Annotated in this window: 12 protein-coding genes and 1 tRNA gene; 7 read left to right on the forward strand and 6 right to left on the reverse strand. The window is 59.4% G+C overall.

All coding sequences use genetic code 11. The annotated features are described in order from the left end of the window. Positions 1–212 precede the first annotated feature (212 nt). The 6 genes from arcC to ACR0J1_RS14340 form a co-directional block, all read right to left on the reverse strand. Positions 213–1,142, reverse strand: coding sequence for a carbamate kinase (gene arcC, locus ACR0J1_RS14315; RefSeq protein ID WP_480733360.1), 930 nt, complete (start codon positions 1,140–1,142; stop codon positions 213–215). A gap of 3 nt (positions 1,143–1,145) precedes the next feature. After that, positions 1,146–2,147, reverse strand: a complete 1,002-nt coding sequence (gene argF, locus ACR0J1_RS14320; RefSeq protein ID WP_480532496.1) for an ornithine carbamoyltransferase — start codon at positions 2,145–2,147, stop codon at positions 1,146–1,148. 20 nt (positions 2,148–2,167) lie between these two features. Beyond that, positions 2,168–3,397, reverse strand: a complete 1,230-nt coding sequence (locus ACR0J1_RS14325) for an arginine deiminase (protein ID WP_480532498.1) — start codon at positions 3,395–3,397, stop codon at positions 2,168–2,170. After that, on the reverse strand, positions 3,394–4,683 hold the full coding sequence (locus tag ACR0J1_RS14330; RefSeq protein WP_480733359.1) for an amino acid permease: 1,290 nt from the start codon (positions 4,681–4,683) through the stop codon (positions 3,394–3,396). The genes ACR0J1_RS14325 and ACR0J1_RS14330 overlap by 4 nt, the downstream gene beginning before the upstream one ends. Positions 4,684–4,741: 58 nt before the next feature. Then, entirely contained in the window at positions 4,742–6,148 is a 1,407-nt protein-coding gene (locus ACR0J1_RS14335) for a YfcC family protein (RefSeq protein WP_480733358.1), read from the reverse strand. Positions 6,149–6,827: 679 nt separating this feature from the next. Next, positions 6,828–6,912, reverse strand: a tRNA-Leu gene (locus ACR0J1_RS14340). A gap of 736 nt (positions 6,913–7,648) precedes the next feature. On the opposite strand from ACR0J1_RS14340, the gene ACR0J1_RS14345 reads away from it, so the two are divergent. The 7 genes from ACR0J1_RS14345 to ACR0J1_RS14375 all read left to right on the forward strand — a co-directional run bounded on the left by ACR0J1_RS14345 (position 7,649) and on the right by ACR0J1_RS14375 (position 16,380). Beyond that, the gene (locus tag ACR0J1_RS14345) at positions 7,649–8,062 is read left to right on the forward strand and encodes a hypothetical protein (protein ID WP_480733357.1); all 414 of its coding nucleotides are present in this window, start codon (positions 7,649–7,651) and stop codon (positions 8,060–8,062) included. Between the two features lie 2 nt (positions 8,063–8,064). Beyond that, entirely contained in the window at positions 8,065–10,065 is a 2,001-nt protein-coding gene (locus ACR0J1_RS14350) for a dynamin family protein (protein ID WP_480733356.1), read from the forward strand. Positions 10,066–10,073: 8 nt separating this feature from the next. Continuing rightward, positions 10,074–11,693 (forward strand): dynamin family protein, encoded by a 1,620-nt coding sequence (locus ACR0J1_RS14355; protein ID WP_480733355.1) that lies wholly within the window; start codon positions 10,074–10,076, stop codon positions 11,691–11,693. A 38-nt stretch (positions 11,694–11,731) separates the two neighbouring features. After that, positions 11,732–12,133: a hypothetical protein gene (locus ACR0J1_RS14360; RefSeq protein ID WP_480733354.1), complete on the forward strand. Its 402-nt coding sequence runs from the start codon at positions 11,732–11,734 to the stop codon at positions 12,131–12,133. 23 nt (positions 12,134–12,156) lie between these two features. Further along, positions 12,157–12,984: a hypothetical protein gene (locus ACR0J1_RS14365; protein ID WP_480733353.1), complete on the forward strand. Its 828-nt coding sequence runs from the start codon at positions 12,157–12,159 to the stop codon at positions 12,982–12,984. 70 nt (positions 12,985–13,054) lie between these two features. Next, complete coding sequence (locus tag ACR0J1_RS14370) at positions 13,055–15,097, forward strand: dynamin family protein (protein ID WP_480733352.1); 2,043 nt, start codon at positions 13,055–13,057, stop codon at positions 15,095–15,097. Then, on the forward strand, positions 15,094–16,380 hold the full coding sequence (locus ACR0J1_RS14375) for a dynamin family protein (protein ID WP_480733351.1): 1,287 nt from the start codon (positions 15,094–15,096) through the stop codon (positions 16,378–16,380). Before ACR0J1_RS14370 ends, ACR0J1_RS14375 begins: the two co-directional genes overlap by 4 nt. The last annotated feature ends 222 nt before the right edge of the window (positions 16,381–16,602 follow it).

Below are 16,602 nucleotides of genomic sequence, written 5' to 3' on the forward strand. Positions count from 1 at the left end.
GTGGGGCGGGTGGAGAGACTCCATAACGCATAAGGTCAGCGTCTTGCAGGCTGCCCGAAGTGAGACGGGTCGCTAGGCATTGATCGAAAAAACCACCCCCGCACAGACCCAGCAAGATTTACGTTCGGGTCCGGCAACGCGGGGATGGCTTGTCTCTCATGCAATTACGCGTTTCGGTTTGAATTCCAAACCGAAGCGCGCTTTGGCCTTCGTTAGTGGAAGGCAGTCTCGCCAGCGGATTCGCTGATCGTGGTGCCTTTGGTTCCGGCGACGATTTCGGCCAGATCCGCAAGCGCCCCGATGGCCGCAGCTTTGCCAGTGCTCTTGGCGAACTGGGTCGCCGCATCGACCTTGGGTCCCATCGACCCGGCGGCAAAGCCGTAGTCGTTGATCGCATCAGGCGTGATGGATTTGATCCCACGCTGATCTTCGGTGCCCCAGTCCAGATAGACGCTGTCGGCATCGGTCGCTGCGATGAACAGATCCGCGCCCACTTCGCGTGCCAGCAGCTCGGAAGCCAGATCCTTGTCGATCACCGCCTCGATACCTTCCAGCGAGCCTTCCTCGTTGTAGACGGTCGGAATACCGCCACCGCCAGCGCAGATCACCACGGTCTGGTTCTCGAGCAGCCATTTGATCGGCCGGATCTGGAAGATCCGCTTGGGCAGCGGCGAGGCGACGACGCGGCGCCACTTGTCACCATCGGCCCGGATTTCCCAGCCTTTTTCAGCAGCCAGACGCTCGGCCTCTTCCTTTTCGTAAACCGGACCAATGAACTTGGTGGGGTTTTCAAAGGCGGGGTCCTTGGCATCAACCTCGATCATGGTCAGCAGGGTTGCCAGCGGCGTTTCAGCCGGCAGCAGGTTGCCCAGTTCCTGTTCAACCATGTAGCCGATCATGCCTTCGGTCTCGGCACCCAGCACGTCCAGCGGGTAGGCCTCGTCAGGTTTGTAGGCGTTGCCTTGCAGCGCCAGCAGACCCACTTGCGGACCATTGCCGTGGGTCACGATCAGCTCGTTTCCTTCGGCGATAGTAGCCAGCGCCTTGGCGGCGATGGCTGTGTTTTCGCGCTGGTTTTCCGCGGTCAGAGCCTGACCGCGGCGCAGCAGCGCGTTGCCCCCAAGGGCGACGACAATCCGCATTTCTTAGCTCCCCAATGTGGCGACCAGAACCGCCTTGATGGTGTGCATCCGGTTTTCAGCCTGTTCAAACTGAACACCTGCGGGGCTCTCGAAGACCTCTTCGGTGACTTCCATTTCCGAGATGCCGAACTTCTCGGCGATCTCCTGACCGACCTTGGTTTCGGTGTTGTGGAAGGCAGGCAGGCAGTGCATGAACTTGACGTTCGGGTTGTTGGCCGCAGCCATCAGTTCCGCGTTCACCTGATAGGGGCTCAGCTGCTTGATGCGGCTTTCCCATACTTCTGCCGGTTCGCCCATCGACACCCAGACGTCGGTGTGGATGAAGTCAACGCCGTCAACAGCCGCTTTGGCGTCTTCGGTGATGGTCAGCTTGCCGCCGTAACGCTTGGCCAGCTCTTCTGCCGGACCGCGGAATTCGTCGGCGGGCCACAGCTCTTTCGGAGCGGCAATGCGCACGTCCATGCCCATCAGGCAGCCTGCGATCATCAGCGAGTGGCCCATGTTCGAGCGCGCGTCGCCAACATAGGCGTACTTGATGTCATGCAGCGGTTTTTCACCGTACTCCTGCATGGTCAGCAGGTCAGCCAGCATCTGGGTCGGGTGGAACTCGTCGGTCAGACCGTTATAGACCGGCACGCCTGCATATTCCGACAGGGTCTCGGCCAGTTCCTGACCGAAGCCGCGGTATTCGATACCGTCGAACATGCGGCCCAGAACCCGGGCGGTGTCTTTCATGCTTTCCTTGTGGCCGATCTGCGAGCCTTGCGGGCCCAGATAGGTCACGCCTGCGCCCTGATCCATTGCGGCGACTTCGAAGGCGCACATGGTCCGGGTCGAGGTTTTTTCGAAGATCAGGCAGATATTCTTGCCTTTCAGGTGTTGGATTTCCGAACCGGCGTATTTTGCACGTTTGAGGTCGCGCGACAGGTCCAGCAGGTAACGGATTTCACGTTGGGTGAAGTCCAGCATTTTCAGGAAGCTACGTCCTTGAAGGTTAAAAGCCATCTTATTTGTCTCCTTAGAATTTAGTAGTCAACGGGGTCGCGCCAGATCGGGCAGGTCATGCAATGCCCGCCTCCGCGCCCGCGTCCGAGTTCCGCGCCTGAGATGGTGATCACCTCGACGCCAGCTTTGCGCAGCAACGTGTTGGTGTAGGTGTTGCGGTCATAGGCCACGACCACGCCCGGTTCGAGCGCCACAACGTTGTTGCCGTCATCCCATTGTTCCCGTTCCTGGTTGAACGAGTCGCCACCGGTCTGCACGATGTTGAGCGACTTGATGCCCAGGCATTCTGCGGCCACATCAAACAGGTGCTTGTCTTCGCGGCGGAAGTCGATTGTGCCTTCCTTGTTGCCGGGGCGCAGGCTGATGCACTGGATTTCGTTGCAGACGTCCACAAATGCGGTCGCGGTTTCGCGGTCACAGTGGCTGAACACCGTATCCAGGTGCATCGCAGCACGGCTGCGCGGCATCTGACAGGCAACAACCCGTTCTGCAGCGCCCTGTTTGAACAGCGCACGGGCCATCTGACCCACGGCTTGCGGGCTGGTGCGTTCGCCCATACCGATCAGCACACTGCCATTGCCCCAGGGCATGACGTCACCGCCTTCGACGGTGGCTGCGCCGTGATCTTCGTCGGGATCGCCCCACCAGATCTTGAAATCGCCATCCTTGAAGTCCGGGTGGAATTTGTAGATCGCAGTCACCAGCAGCGTTTCGGGCTGGCGGGCGGGCCAATACATCGGGTTCACCGTCACGCCGCCATAGATCCAGCAGCTGTTGTCACGGGTGAACTGAGTGTTCGGGATCGGCGGGATGACAAAGCCATGGGTACCGAGGTAGCTGCCGAACATGCCCGAGGGGGTAAAGGGCATATCTTCGACCGCGATACCGCCGATCAGATACATGGCAAGGTCCTTGGCGGACATTTCGTCCAGCCAGCCGCGCAGCTCGTTCAGCATACCGACGCCGACCTGATTTTCCGTGATGCGGCGATCCAGAACCCATTTACGGGCTTCTTTATCCTTCATCGTGGTTTCCAGCAGGGCGTGGAACTCCAGCACCTCGACCCCGCGTTCTTCCATTTTCATGCGGAAATCGGCGTGATCGGTGCGGGCTTTGTGCACCCACAGAACGTCATCATAAAGCAACTCGGCCGCGTTACCGGGTGTCAGGCGGGAATGGGCCAGGCCTGGTTCACACACCATGACCTTTCGAAGTTTGCCAATCTCGGAATGAGCTCCAAATCCAGTCATGATTTCTCCTTCGACATTTTAGCTCTTGACTGCACACGCAGCCAAACATGGATGGGCAATCCTGCCAAAAGCAGCAGAACGCCCCAGAAAACAACGTCTTCACCCGCGCCGTAGATGGCCCAGAAAGAATAGGCAAAACCCAGCGCCGCAAGGATAAAGACGTTCGGTGACAGTTGTGTAAGATCGCCCCTGCGTACGCGGATCATCACTTCGGCCAGCGCACAAAGCAGGTAGGGGATCAGGGTTGAAAGTGTGGCGAGCAGAATGATGAATTCGAACTGCTCGGCCAGAGTACGAGTGTAGTTCATCGCGATGAGCCCGCTGGCCAGCACGCTGGACACGACCAGCCCGAAGGTGGGCGTACCGGTGCGTGACAGGCGCGCGAACTGAGGCGGGAACAGCCCGTCGCGGGCTGCGCCCAAGGGCACCTGACCGGTCAGCAGAACGAACCCGTTCAGCGTCCCGAAGGTTGAGATGCAGGCTCCGACGGCGATGAACAAAGCTCCGCCAAAGCCCCACAGCAGCGCCGCCACATCGGACAGCGGTGCATTGGAATCGGCCAGAACGGCCGAGGGTACGACACCCAGCGCCACATAGGTTGTGGCGATATAGACCAGCGCGGCGACACAGGTGCCCAGGATCGTGGCGCGTGGAATGGTGGTTTTGGGGTCTTTGACATCGCCCGCCGGGACGGTGGCCGACTCGAGCCCCACAAAGGCCCACAAGGTCAGAGCCGCACAGGTAGATATCGCTGAGATATTTGACATGCCGCTCACATTCACGGGTCTGAAATTCGAGCTGTCGACATGGGCGACGCCCAGAACGATCAGCAGTATTAGCGGGGTCAGCTTCATGACAGTGGTTACGACCTGAATGATCCCCGCTTCCCGCACACCGCGCACGTTGATCCAGGTCAGCAGCCAGATCGCCCCCAGTGCCGCGAACAACCCGGCCACCGGGCTTTGTCCGACTTCAGGGACCATGACGCTGAGGTAACCGGCAAAGGCTACCGCCACCGCTGCATTGCCTGACCACAAGGCGATCCAATATCCCCAGGCGATAAGGAAGCCCGCGAAGTCGCCGAAACCCTCTCGGGCATAGACGTAGGGCCCACCAGCGCCAGAGGATAGCCGCGCCAGCCGTCCGAAGATCAGTGCCAGAACGATTGCACCGCCTGCGGTCAGGATCCAGCCTGCCATCGAGATCGGTCCGAATTCGGCCAGTGACGATGGCAGCAGGAAGATACCGGACCCGATCATGTTTCCCACTACAAGAGCGGTGCACATCCAGAACCCCAGGGTTCGTTTTGTTTCTGATCGGGTCACGGTAGACATCTTAGGTACCTCAGCCCATCGCGGACAGGCTGAGCCCGGCCATGATGATTACGATGAGGACGGCCAGCAGGGGCAGGGTGAACTTGAGCCAGCGTTCATAGGGCACACGACCCAGCGCCAGACCACCCATAACCACAGCCGAGGTCGGTGTGATCAGGTTCACCAGACCGCTTGCGGACTGATAAGCTGTTACAACCAGCGACCGGTCGACGCTCGAGAAATCGGCCAGCGGTGCCATGATCGGCATGGTCAGAACGGCCAGACCGGACGAGGACGGAACCAGGAAGGACAGCAAGCCCTGCAGCCCGAACATCGTGTTGATGAAGGCAACCTGACCCAGACCGTTCACTGCGCCTTCGGCCCAGTTCAGGATGGTGTCGGTCATATTGCCCGCGTCCATGACGATCACGATACCACGTGCGATACCGATCACCAGCGCAACGCCCAGCAGGTCGCGTGCGCCGTCGACAAAGGTCGAGGTGAACTCTTCCTCACCCATACGGGCGATCAGGCCCACGATGATCGAGGCAACGATGAACAGGCCGGACATTTCAGCCATCCACCATCCACCGACGGACACACCCCAGATCATGACGCCGAAGCTGGCGGCAAAGATCACAAGGATGATGCTGTGAATACCGGTGAAGACGGGTGTGCCTTCGCCCTCGCGCTTACCTTTGAGGAAGTGCGCTTCGTTGCTTTCACGCTTGTCGGCAACGATGGACAGTTCGGGGTTTGCTTTCACACGCGCTGCATAGCGCATGACGAATGCGACACAGGCCAGCCAGCAGACACCCAGCAACGCAAAGCGCAGCATGATACCGTTGGTGAACGGAACGCCTGCGGCGTCCGACGCGATTACGGTTGCAAACGGGTTGATGGTCGAACCCAGCGTACCGACGCCTGCGCCCAGCATGATGATCGCAACACCGACGGTCGCGTCATACCCCGCCGCGATCATCACGGGAATGATCAGCGTATAGAAGGCTAGGGATTCTTCGGCCATACCGTAGATCGTGCCGCCTGCCGCGAACAGGGCCATGAGGATTGGGATCATCCACTTTTCTCGCCCTTCCATTCGCGCCATCGCCTTACCGATGCCCGCATCGATTGCGCCCGTATGGGCCACGATGCCCAGAAAGCCGCCGATGACCAGCACGAACAATGCGACGTCAATCGCCTGTGCTTCATAGCTGGCCGGGTCATAGAACCCAGCAATCGGGGCCAGCACGACATCGAAGAAACCCTGAGGGTTGGATTCGACAACCTGATAGCTGCCAGGAACGGGAACATCCCGTCCCAGCGCCTCATTTGCGACCCGGTCATATTGGCCGGCGGGGACGAACCACGTCGCCAACGCTACGACCGCAATTAGCGCAAACAAAATTGTATACGCCGTTGGGAACTTGAATTTCATATCACTGACTCCTTCGACTTAGGACGTCGGAATTATCTGATTTTCCGGCTTTGGATTTGTCGGCGCTTCTGGCTGAAATTCGAATACTAGAAGCGACGACGAGGATGCGTGTGAGCTTTCTCGCAACCGGTTTCCTCCAACGGCCCGCGCGTCGCTTTGACATGAATCAAAGAAGTTTCTTAATTGGGAATACGCCTCCGAAAATGTAACCAGTTCTGGGCTATGATCAAAATATACCTATAAAAACAAAGCGTTATATGGCACAAAACCTTCGAAAAAGATACTTGAAATGTACCGGTTATGATTTGCAGTCAGTCCCGGTATGCATCCGGCGATGTGTCAAACCATGCGTCGGTCAGCCGTTGTTTGACCGCCCAACCCGAAATCTTGCCGTAAAACTGAGAGGTCGTTCGTCATTATGACGATTTCGCGACTCAGCCTGGAATCACCTGCGGATCCACTCCGGGGGTTCCATGCCCCTGCCGAACAGCCGCGTCAGATCGAAGTCTGACTCGGCTCTACCATGTTCACTGTCGCGACCGACCCGGCCTTTTCACAGGTTGGATTGCCGACAACGACGCGAGTGGTTCGGCCATCAATATGCCGCGAATAGCTGGCTCTGAAGTCGTGTCGACGAAGTGGCGTTCTCAGCGTCTGATAGGGATTGTCAGGAATAGAATGGTGCGGGTGGAGGGACTTGAACCCCCACGCCTTGCGGCGCCAGAACCTAAATCTGGTGCGTCTACCAATTTCGCCACACCCGCAACACGGCGACACAGCACCGGAATGCCGCGCTGAATAGCAAAGCTTTTGCACGAGGGCGAGAGGGAAATTGGGTAAAATGAAAGATTGTCACGATGGGTTCGGACAGTGCTCCGGGTACGCAACACGCGGCCCGGGATCAGCCCGGCCATCCAACAGGCAAGTACCGCCGGTCTGATACAGACGACGCCGATCTTTCTTCCTAAGGCCGGTTTAACAATTGCCAATTCACCCAGAGATTCTGTATTCATTTGTTTCCATTTCGAGAACATTCCACGTGAAATGTTGAATGAATTTACGCACTCATAGGTTGCATTGCGAGAATGTCTTAACGGTCCTTGTATTTCCTTCTCCATGCAGATCGCGCGCCAAGCGGGTGCCGACCGATGGAACGTTCGGCGGACCCGAAACTCCTACCTATGAATTAGGTATAAATATCAATAATATACAGTATATCACTTCACACGCTCGACGAGAATCCCGCGCATCGCTACTCGCTCGGCGCTTACTTCAAATACGTCTCGGCAGCCCAAATCGCAGAAACAACTCTTCCATTGGTTGAGACATTTCTATGCGCCCAAACCATAATTGCGCCACATTTCAAACGCCAAAAAATCTTATTCGCGTCAAAATAACACCGTGGTGATCGTAATTGATTAGACGCAGGAGTTAATGAGTCTTTTTGCCATCCGGCACCGTACGAGTTTCTGCTCAACTCCAGAAACAAGGGTCTCTGTCGTGACCAATCAGATCAAAACCGCTGCCTCCGAGCAAGACGCCGTTGGTCTTGCCCGTGAAAACTTTATCGGTGAGCTGAAAACCCTGAACCGCCAGCATCCTGGCACCGGGTTCGGCATCGCTCTGCGCACCCATTCGGGCAATCGTTATCTGCTGGCCAATGCCCGCATGCCGCTGCCTGCCCACAAATCACAAGACTTCCCGACCGGGCGCCGCGTGGCGTGCCTTGAGAACGGCGAAGGCTTTAGTTCCATCGAAATTCTGGCCGACTCCATGGCCTATGAATCGATCTCACCGCGTACCGAGGCCGCAATCCTTGGCAATGCGCTGGACCTGATCGCACGTATCGACACGCTGGCAAGCCTGCCTGACGGGGCAGGGGACCAGATCGCCGCAACCGGCACCGGAGGCTGACCATGGCGCGTAACGACCACCTTCTGTCCGTCGGCAACGAGTCCCTGTCCGAGATGACAGGGGCAATGACCTCGTTGGCGACCCAAATCGACCAACTGACAGAGGTGGCGGATGCGCGCTCCTCGGCGCGGCTGGCAGCGCTGAAAACGAAGATGGAGAATTTCACCGCCAGCGTCACGCTGGTGGGGCAGGTGAAGGCCGGGAAATCCTCGATCGTGAACATTCTGGCCGCACGGCCGAACCTGCTGCCGTCGGATGTGAACCCGTGGACATCCGTGGTGACCACGCTGAACATCAACACCCGAACCGAGGGCGACACCCGATCCAAATTCACCTTCTTCGAACAGGAGGAATGGGACAATCTGATGGTCGGCGGTGGTCGTCTGGGCGAGCTTGCCAATCGTGCCGGGGCCGATGACGAGATGGACGATATCCGCCGTCAGATCGGGGAAATGAAGGCCAAGTCCGAGGACCGGCTGGGCAAGCATTTCGACCTGATTTTAGGGCAGAGCCACCAGTATGACTATTTCGACGATGAGCTGATCCAGCGCTATGTTTGCCTTGGCGACGAGGACGACCCGGATATCGACCCCAAGACAGGCCGATTTGCCGATGTGACAAAATCAGCTGAGCTGTTCATGGATATCCCGCAATATCCGATCTCGCTGAAACTCTGCGACACCCCCGGCGTCAACGACACCTTCATGGTGCGCGAGCAGATCACCCTGCGCAGCCTGCGCGGGTCCGAGGTTTGTGTCGTCGTTCTGGCGGCCAGTCAGGCGCTGACCACGATGGACATGGCGCTGATGCGGATCATCGCACAGTTCGAGAACCGACAGATCATCCTGTTCGTGAACCGCATCGACGAATTGTCCGACCCGGTCAATCAGGTGCCCGAGATCCGCGACCGCATTCAGGACACGCTGAAACAGAACAACATCGACACCAACACCAGCATCGTCTTCGGCAGCGCCCTGTGGGCCGAGGCCGCGTTGACCGGCAACCCCGATATCCTGACCGAGGAATCGCGGCAGGCGTTGAACACCTTCTATCTGGCCGCCGGTTTTGGCGATCAGGCGGCGTCGCTGGACAAGATCTGGGCGCTTTCGGGTCTGCCGGATCTGCTGCTGGCGATGAACGAACGGATTGCCGAAGGAGCGGGCACCCGTCTACTGGATCGGGTGCGCCACCGGGCGCGTAATATTGCCAGCCAGATCAGGGCCACCGCTGTGGCCAAGACGCTGTCGAACACCGACGGCATCGTGCGCGATCTGGATGGCGTGTCGCCGGATCAGGCGATTGCGACCGTTTCCGCAGAATATGACAAGAAGGCCGCCGAACTGACCACGAAACTGCGCGACAAGGTTCTGGAACGGCTGGCCTCGGCCGAGGCGAACTTTGTCAAACGCGCGACAGATTCGTTGATCGCGCATCTGGAACAGAATGGCGAGCAGGGCACGTGGCAGTACGACCCTGCAGGCCTCCGGACGCTGCAAAAAGCGGCCTATTTCAGCTTTGCCCGCTCGATGCGCAAAGAGGCCGGCGCGCTCTATTCGGCGGCGGCGTCAGATATCGAAGCCCTGTATCAAAAACTACTGGGCAATCATCTGGGCGAATTCAGCATCGAAGCGCCCATCGTCCCACGCGTCCCGCCACCCTTGGGGATCGGGCGCACGATCGCGCTTGATCTGCAAAGTACGTGGTGGCGTCGCTGGTGGCAAAAGCGCAAAGGGTTCGAGGCTTATGCTGCGGATTACACACGTCTGATCGCGTCCGAGGCGAACTCGATCACCAAGGATATCGAGGAAAACCAGATCGCAGCCGTTCTGGAAAACGTCCGCGCCGTCCTGAGCGATTTCATGGCCGAGCAGAAAGACACTTTGCTCAGCATCTCGCAATCGCCCGACAAGGCGGCGGCGCAGATCACCGAGACCAAGCCCCAGAAATCGCGCGACGAAATTCTGGGTGACATCCTCAAAGACCTCAGCAACGAAGCAGCATAAGTAGAGTTATGGTAAAAGAATCACAAACCCGCTTCGTCTCTCCCAAGGCCTGGAACCGCATCGAGCAGTGGTCCCGCCGCAAGCCTGTGTTTGCGCTTATGGGGGAATTCAGCGCCGGAAAATCGACGTTGATGAACTTTCTTCTGCGTAAACAGGCCTTGCCGACACAGGTGACGGCGACGCAGCTGCCGCCCGTGTGGTTCAGTTGGGGCAACCGGCCAGCCTATATCAAGCGTCACGACGGCAGCACTCAGACTATCGAGTTGGATCGGCTTGAACAGGTCGGCGTGAATGACGCGCAATTCGTGCGGATTTTCCTTGAGGCCGACATTCTCGAGGCGGTCGATCTGATCGACACACCCGGCATTTCCGACCCGAAGATCTCGACCGATGTGTGGCAACGTGCCGTCGGTCAGGCCAATGGCGTTCTGTGGTGCACCCATTCGACACAAGCCTGGCGCGAAACCGAGCGGGCCACATGGGTCTCGCTGCCCGAACGGCTGCAGCACAAGTCGCTGTTGCTGGTTACCCGGGCGGATGCACTGAACCAGAAAGACCGACAGAAGGTGCTGCGTCGAGTGAACCGCGAAGCGGGCCATCTGTTCAACCGCACCATCCTGTTTTCGGCCCGCGACGCCATTCTGGCGCGTGACAAGACCGGCGATGCCGAGCTTTGGTCGCGTAGCGGCGGTGGCAAGATGGTCGACAGCTTCCTTGAGATCACCGAACAGATCATGGACAACCGCGCCGACATGCTGGCGCGCTATCAGATCGACAAATCTCTGTCGGATGCGCCCAACGTGCGGACCTTGCCGACCCCGCCGCAACCCGAAAGCACGCCGCTCAAGCTTGTTGACCCAGTCGATCGACCCTCGGATGCGGACGATGTGATCACCAGCTTCCCGGTGCGCCCTGCCCGCGTCGAACGACGCCCGGACGAGGCCGAGCGTACCCGGATCGACGCGGACGAGGCGGAACGACTGCGCGCCGAGATGGAAGCCGACGCACAACCTGCCGAAGACGATCTGCGCGCTGTTTTCGCCAGCAAACCGGATGATCCGCTGGATCTGGACGCGCTGGCGCGATCGACCACGGATGTGGACGAATTCGATTTTATGGCCGACGAGGATGACGACGAGGCAGAGGCAGAGCTGATCGTTCTGGGGCCCGAAGCCGATCCATCGGACGCGATGGACGAGCTCGCCGCCGCCTCAGACCCCGAGGTGCAAAGCGCCGACAAAGAGGGCAAGGACGCATCGGATATCGAACTGTCGGTGTCATCGATCACCGCGTTGTTGTCTGAACAGTCGGACCGCAACGACGAGGACTATGAGCCCGAACCGGAATCGAATGCGCTGGCCCCGGTGCAGATCGTACCGATGCCCGAGGATAAATCCGACCAGATTGCCACCGCCGAGGCCTTGCCAAGCGCCAGCGCCATGTGGAACGAAATCGTCACGAATGACGCTCTGCCCGACGATGCCAAAGGTCTGAAAAGCGCCTTTGCAGCGTTCCTGACTGAATACGATCAGATCGCGCTGGAACACAGCAGCCGCAAGGAGGGCGACGCCCTGCCCCGGGTTCCCGAAGCTCGCGAAAACCGGGGGGTTGAACGGCATGTCCTTTGACCCTGGCCTTTTGTGCAGGCCGAAGAATGGGATGAAAGATGTCGATTGATGCCGCGCTGAACGCCGCCATTCAGAACATACCCGACTGCATTGCAGCCGGGTATGTTGATATGGAAACGGGGATGTTGCTGGGTGCGGATGCGTCTGACCAGAACAGCGCCGATGCGATGGAAACGCTGGCCCTTGCGGTTGCGAACCTGTTTCAGGGGCGCGGCGTCAAGGGGTTCGAAGATCTGTTACGCAGCGCGGAAATCGACGATGACGGACATCCGGGATTTGGGGAAATCGCGGTGTTTTCGAACGATCGTCTGCACATCTTTCTCAGAACGAAGGAATATCCCGACCATGTCGTGTGCTATATCTGCCGCGACAGCGCAAATGTCGGGCTTGCGCTTACGAAATCACATCTCAGCCTTGGGCCGGTTGCGGCCGCAGTTTAGACGGGACCAGAGGGGGTCACGGCATGATGGACAGCGAAATACTGGAAATGCTCGACGATATCGGGCGGTCGTCGGTGGCGCGGTTGTCTCCGGCCACATTCCTTGCGGGCGACAGCGCCGAGGCCCGGCGGGGTCAGGTACTGGGCGCAATCCGCGGCACGATCCTGCCCCGGCGGCTGGAATTTACCGCCGCCGATGGCGCGGTTCTGGCGATTGAAGTCAACAGTTCCCGGATCACGGATGTGTTCCGCTGCGCCTCGGGGCCGGTGCCGGATTTTGAGACCGAAGCGCGCGAGGATCTGACCGCGCGACTGGCGCAGCTGGTGTCCGACATCTCGACCGCCTCTGGCCCGCTGGAACTGGTGTCGCTGCGTCCCGACACCGCGCTGGAAGCGGATGATGTCGGCATCACATATTCCGAGATCGAAGCCGCCTGCACCCGGATCGACCTGCCCGAAGAACCGCGCATGTCCATCGTCCCTGACCCAGAACCCGAGGCGGGCATCGCCGGGCAGTTCTACGAAGGCTCTGACCGGTTCGCACTGGGCCGTCTGCTGATGGACGCATCCGGCGAAAACCCGGCATTTGATGGCCTGTGCGCCCCAGATCAGCCTGCACATCCCGGCCCCGACCTTCTGGCCCGGTTCGCCCGCGATCTGACCGGATGGCAGGCTGACGGGTCCGATGCCCTGTCGCAGCCGCAACTGATGGTGCTGCGCCCCTCGGGCGGTCAGGGTGCGGGTCTTGCCATTCTCAGCGATGGTCAGCAAACTGCCGCCGCCGTCCATGATGCCCGCAAGCTGGGGGCTGTCGTCAACCTGTGGAAGTCCTTGAAACCCGCCGTCGAATGACCGCGATCCCGCCCAATAGTGTCCATTTTGTAAAACTAAATCTAAAATACGAGTTACCAGGGTAAATCTAATGAGTGAACTGAACCGCCGCGAGCTTATTCGCATCGCCGAAGACATGAACGGGATGAGCAATGACGAAACCCGTCATTTCATCTCGCGCATCATTGATGATCTGTCGAACCTCAAGCCGTCGATTGCCTTTGTCGGCCAGATCAAGGCGGGAAAATCGCGCCTGATCAATGGCTTCACCGGTCAGGCAGAGTATCTGCCCTCGGACGTAAACCCCTGGACCACCGTCATCACCGACATGCATTTCGGCCACCCCTCGGGTCGGACCTCGGGGGCCGAGTTTCATTTCTTCGACAACCGCCAGTGGCAGGCGTTGATCGCCGAGGGCGAAGAGCTGCGCAATATGTTTCCCGACGAGGAAGACAGCTATAAGCGCGAGATGATCGAGGAGCAGGTCGAGGCGATGAAGACCCGCGCCAAGCTGCGTCTTGGCGAAAGCTACAAGCACCTGCTGGGCCAGCATCACGATCTGGACAATCTGACCACCGACGATCTGGCGCGCTATGTCTGCGCCGGGGACGATCCGACCGAAGACGGAGGTCAGGACCCGGGCTCGGACCGGGGTCTTTACAGCGATATCACCCGCAAGGCCGAGGTCTATTTCGACATCGGCCATTTCCCCTATCCGGTGACCGTAACCGATACGCCCGGCGTCAATGACCCGCTGCTGATCCGCGAAGAGATCTCGCGCCAGTATCTCAAAGAATCCGATTTCTTTGTGGTCGTGCTGTCGGCGCATCAGGCCCTGTCGCGGGCCGATCTGAAACTGTTCCGCCTGATGCAGGCGCTGGAATTGGGCCAGATCGTGGTGTTCATCAACCGCGTGGACGAGTTGGGCGGCGGGCCAGACGATGCCTCGAAAGTGCGCGCCGACGTGATCGACGGACTGTCGCAAGCGCTTGGCAATTCCGACATCGACGTGCTGATGGGCAGTGCCCAGTGGGCGCATTACGCACTGACCGGGGACGAAACCGGCATCGATCACGACGAGATTCTGGCCTGGCTGCGCGCCCATCCCGAGCAGATGAAGCAATATCTGTCCGGCGTCGAAGAGATCAAGCAAGGCCCCGGCCCGATCAGCCGCGAAGGCGTGCTGCGCTTTGCGGCAATGATCGCTTCGGGGCTGCCGGATCTGCGCCGTCACGTCACCAAGGCGCTGACCGAAGGGCCGCGTCAGGAACATCTGAACATGGCGTGGCAACACCTCAACAGTTTTGCGCAGGGCGAGCTGGAACGCAGCGCCGCCCGCTTGCGCGCGCTTGAAGAACAGGATCAGCCCGAGGCCACCGATGCCGACGAAAACAACAAAACGCTCGCCGACCTGCGCGCCCTGATCGCCCAAAAGACCGAAGCCATCACCAACGACATGGACAACGTACTGGCTAATCTGCGCGGGGTGATGGACGATACGGTGGCCGAAGCGGTCTCGATCGTCGTGCGCGGACCAGACGGGCAATCGCCCTTGCTGGCCCGGGATGGCGAAACCGAACTGAATTTCACGCCGCTGCGTGAACGGATGCGAGAGTTGGTGCAGGGCGCCACACAGGTCGTGCGCCAACGGATGCTGAGCGAGCTATATGCCATCGACATGCAAAGCAACGCCGCCTTGCGCGCCCTGCCCGGCTGGCAGGAACCGGCAGATAATCGCATGAACACCAGCGCTGTGCGCTGGTTCCGCCCTGACACCAGCGCCCTGACGCGCGGCATCACGGTCGAGTTGCGTGTGACATGGCTGTCGCGCCTGATTTCCCGCCGCAACGTCCTGAACCGGGCCGAGCGGATGATCGTGCAAGAATTTGAGATGATCGGCGACGATCTGGTGGACACCGCCCGCAGCGATCTGACAGAACGGTTGCAGACGGTTCTGGATCACTATCTGGCGCTGCTGGCCGGACATCTGGAACACCGGACCAACCCCGACGGCGCCAATGCGCGCACCGAGGCTCAGCGGGCCGTGGATCAGGCCCGCCGCATTGCTGATGAGCTGGGATCGGTGCAAGGTACCGCGCCCATAGATACGCCACAGGCAGAGGCTGCAGAATGATTGAATTCCCCGGAACCGAACAGGAAGTGCGCCAGCTGGAGCGCTTTTTGACCGTCACTGAAAAACAGCCCGCCTCGGCCGAGTTGGACGAGATGCGCGCCCGCGCTCTGGCCCATGCCGAACGGCTGTCGAATGCGGTGTCGATCGGGTTTGCCGGGGAGTTTGGGGCGGGCAAATCCAGCCTCGCCAACATGCTGGCCGGGGCCGATATCCTGCCCACGGGTCCGCAGCATCTAAAACTGCCGCTGGTCATCGTGGCTTATGCCGACGCCCCCGAAACCACCGTCGGCTGGTGGGACAAGGAACCCAAGACCTATTCGGGCATCGCACTGGAAAAGGCCGCTGCTGACAATCCCGATTTCATCTCTGTCGGGCTGAACACACCGGCTTTGCAGGAAATCTCACTGTTCGATCTGCCCGGCGCAGGGGCCCTTGATGACACCTACAAAGAGACGTTGAATCTGCTCGATTATGTAGACTGCGCGATCTGGTGCACAAACGGCACCAATGCGTGGCGCGAATCCGAGCGGCATCTGTGGGCGCAGGTTCCGCAAAAGCTGCGCGACAACAGCCTGCTGGCCGTCACGCATGCCGATCTGCCGCCTGTCCGCGATGCGCTGGACCGCGTGACCGGTCGTCTGAACAAGGAAAAGGCCGGAATGTTCCGCGCCGTGGTGCCCATCGGCACCCCCGTGGCGGTGCGCGCCATGGAACAGGAGCCCGAGCCCGATTTCGAGCTGTGGGAAACCTGCGGTGGTCAGACTTTGGCCGAACACGTGCTGCAGATCGCCTCGGACCATCGCCAGCATGATCTGGACGCCGCCCGCAAGGACATTGCGCAGGACTTTCAGCCCTATCTGGAGCAGATTGGCGGCGCTGACAGCGATGAGTCCAGCACCGACGGTCAAACCGTCCACGCCAGCCTGGAATCCGCCCTGCCCCCGCTGGACAACCCGATCCTCGAAGATTGGCTGGCCGCGATTGCCAGCATCTACGAGGACCTGCGCGAAAACTCGGATATGGAGCCTGCAGCCTTTTTGCAAAGCTGTCAGGAGATCGTCGAGGATTTCGCGGAACGGCTGGAATCGGGCCAGGAGATCGACCCCGAGGCCGACTGGATTCCGGCCGAGTTCGAAAAGGCCACCGACCTGCTGTTGCTGCTGCAATTTGAAAGCGGCGATGCGCCCCTGAAGGATGCAATCAGCATCCTTGCGCAGCTCAGCGATAACCTTGCCTGGGCCGGAAGCACCGTCGCCTCGGCCCCGCCCAGAACGGGCACCTGAAGCTTTCGCGCTAGAATTGAGCCGCAATGCGGCGATTCGAGATGGTCAGAATCACTCTGGCATTGTTTCGAATCCGTGGACCAAGCCGCGCATTTCAACAGATAAGCATCAAGTTTTTTACCCTGCATTTACATCATATGGTGTTTTGCAGCAATCCATCGCCTAGATGTAGTGATCTCTAAATCTTGATCCTTAGTGAAGCCATCAGGCGGCCCCAATAAA

This window comes from Ruegeria sp. CJ3, assembly GCF_056536725.1.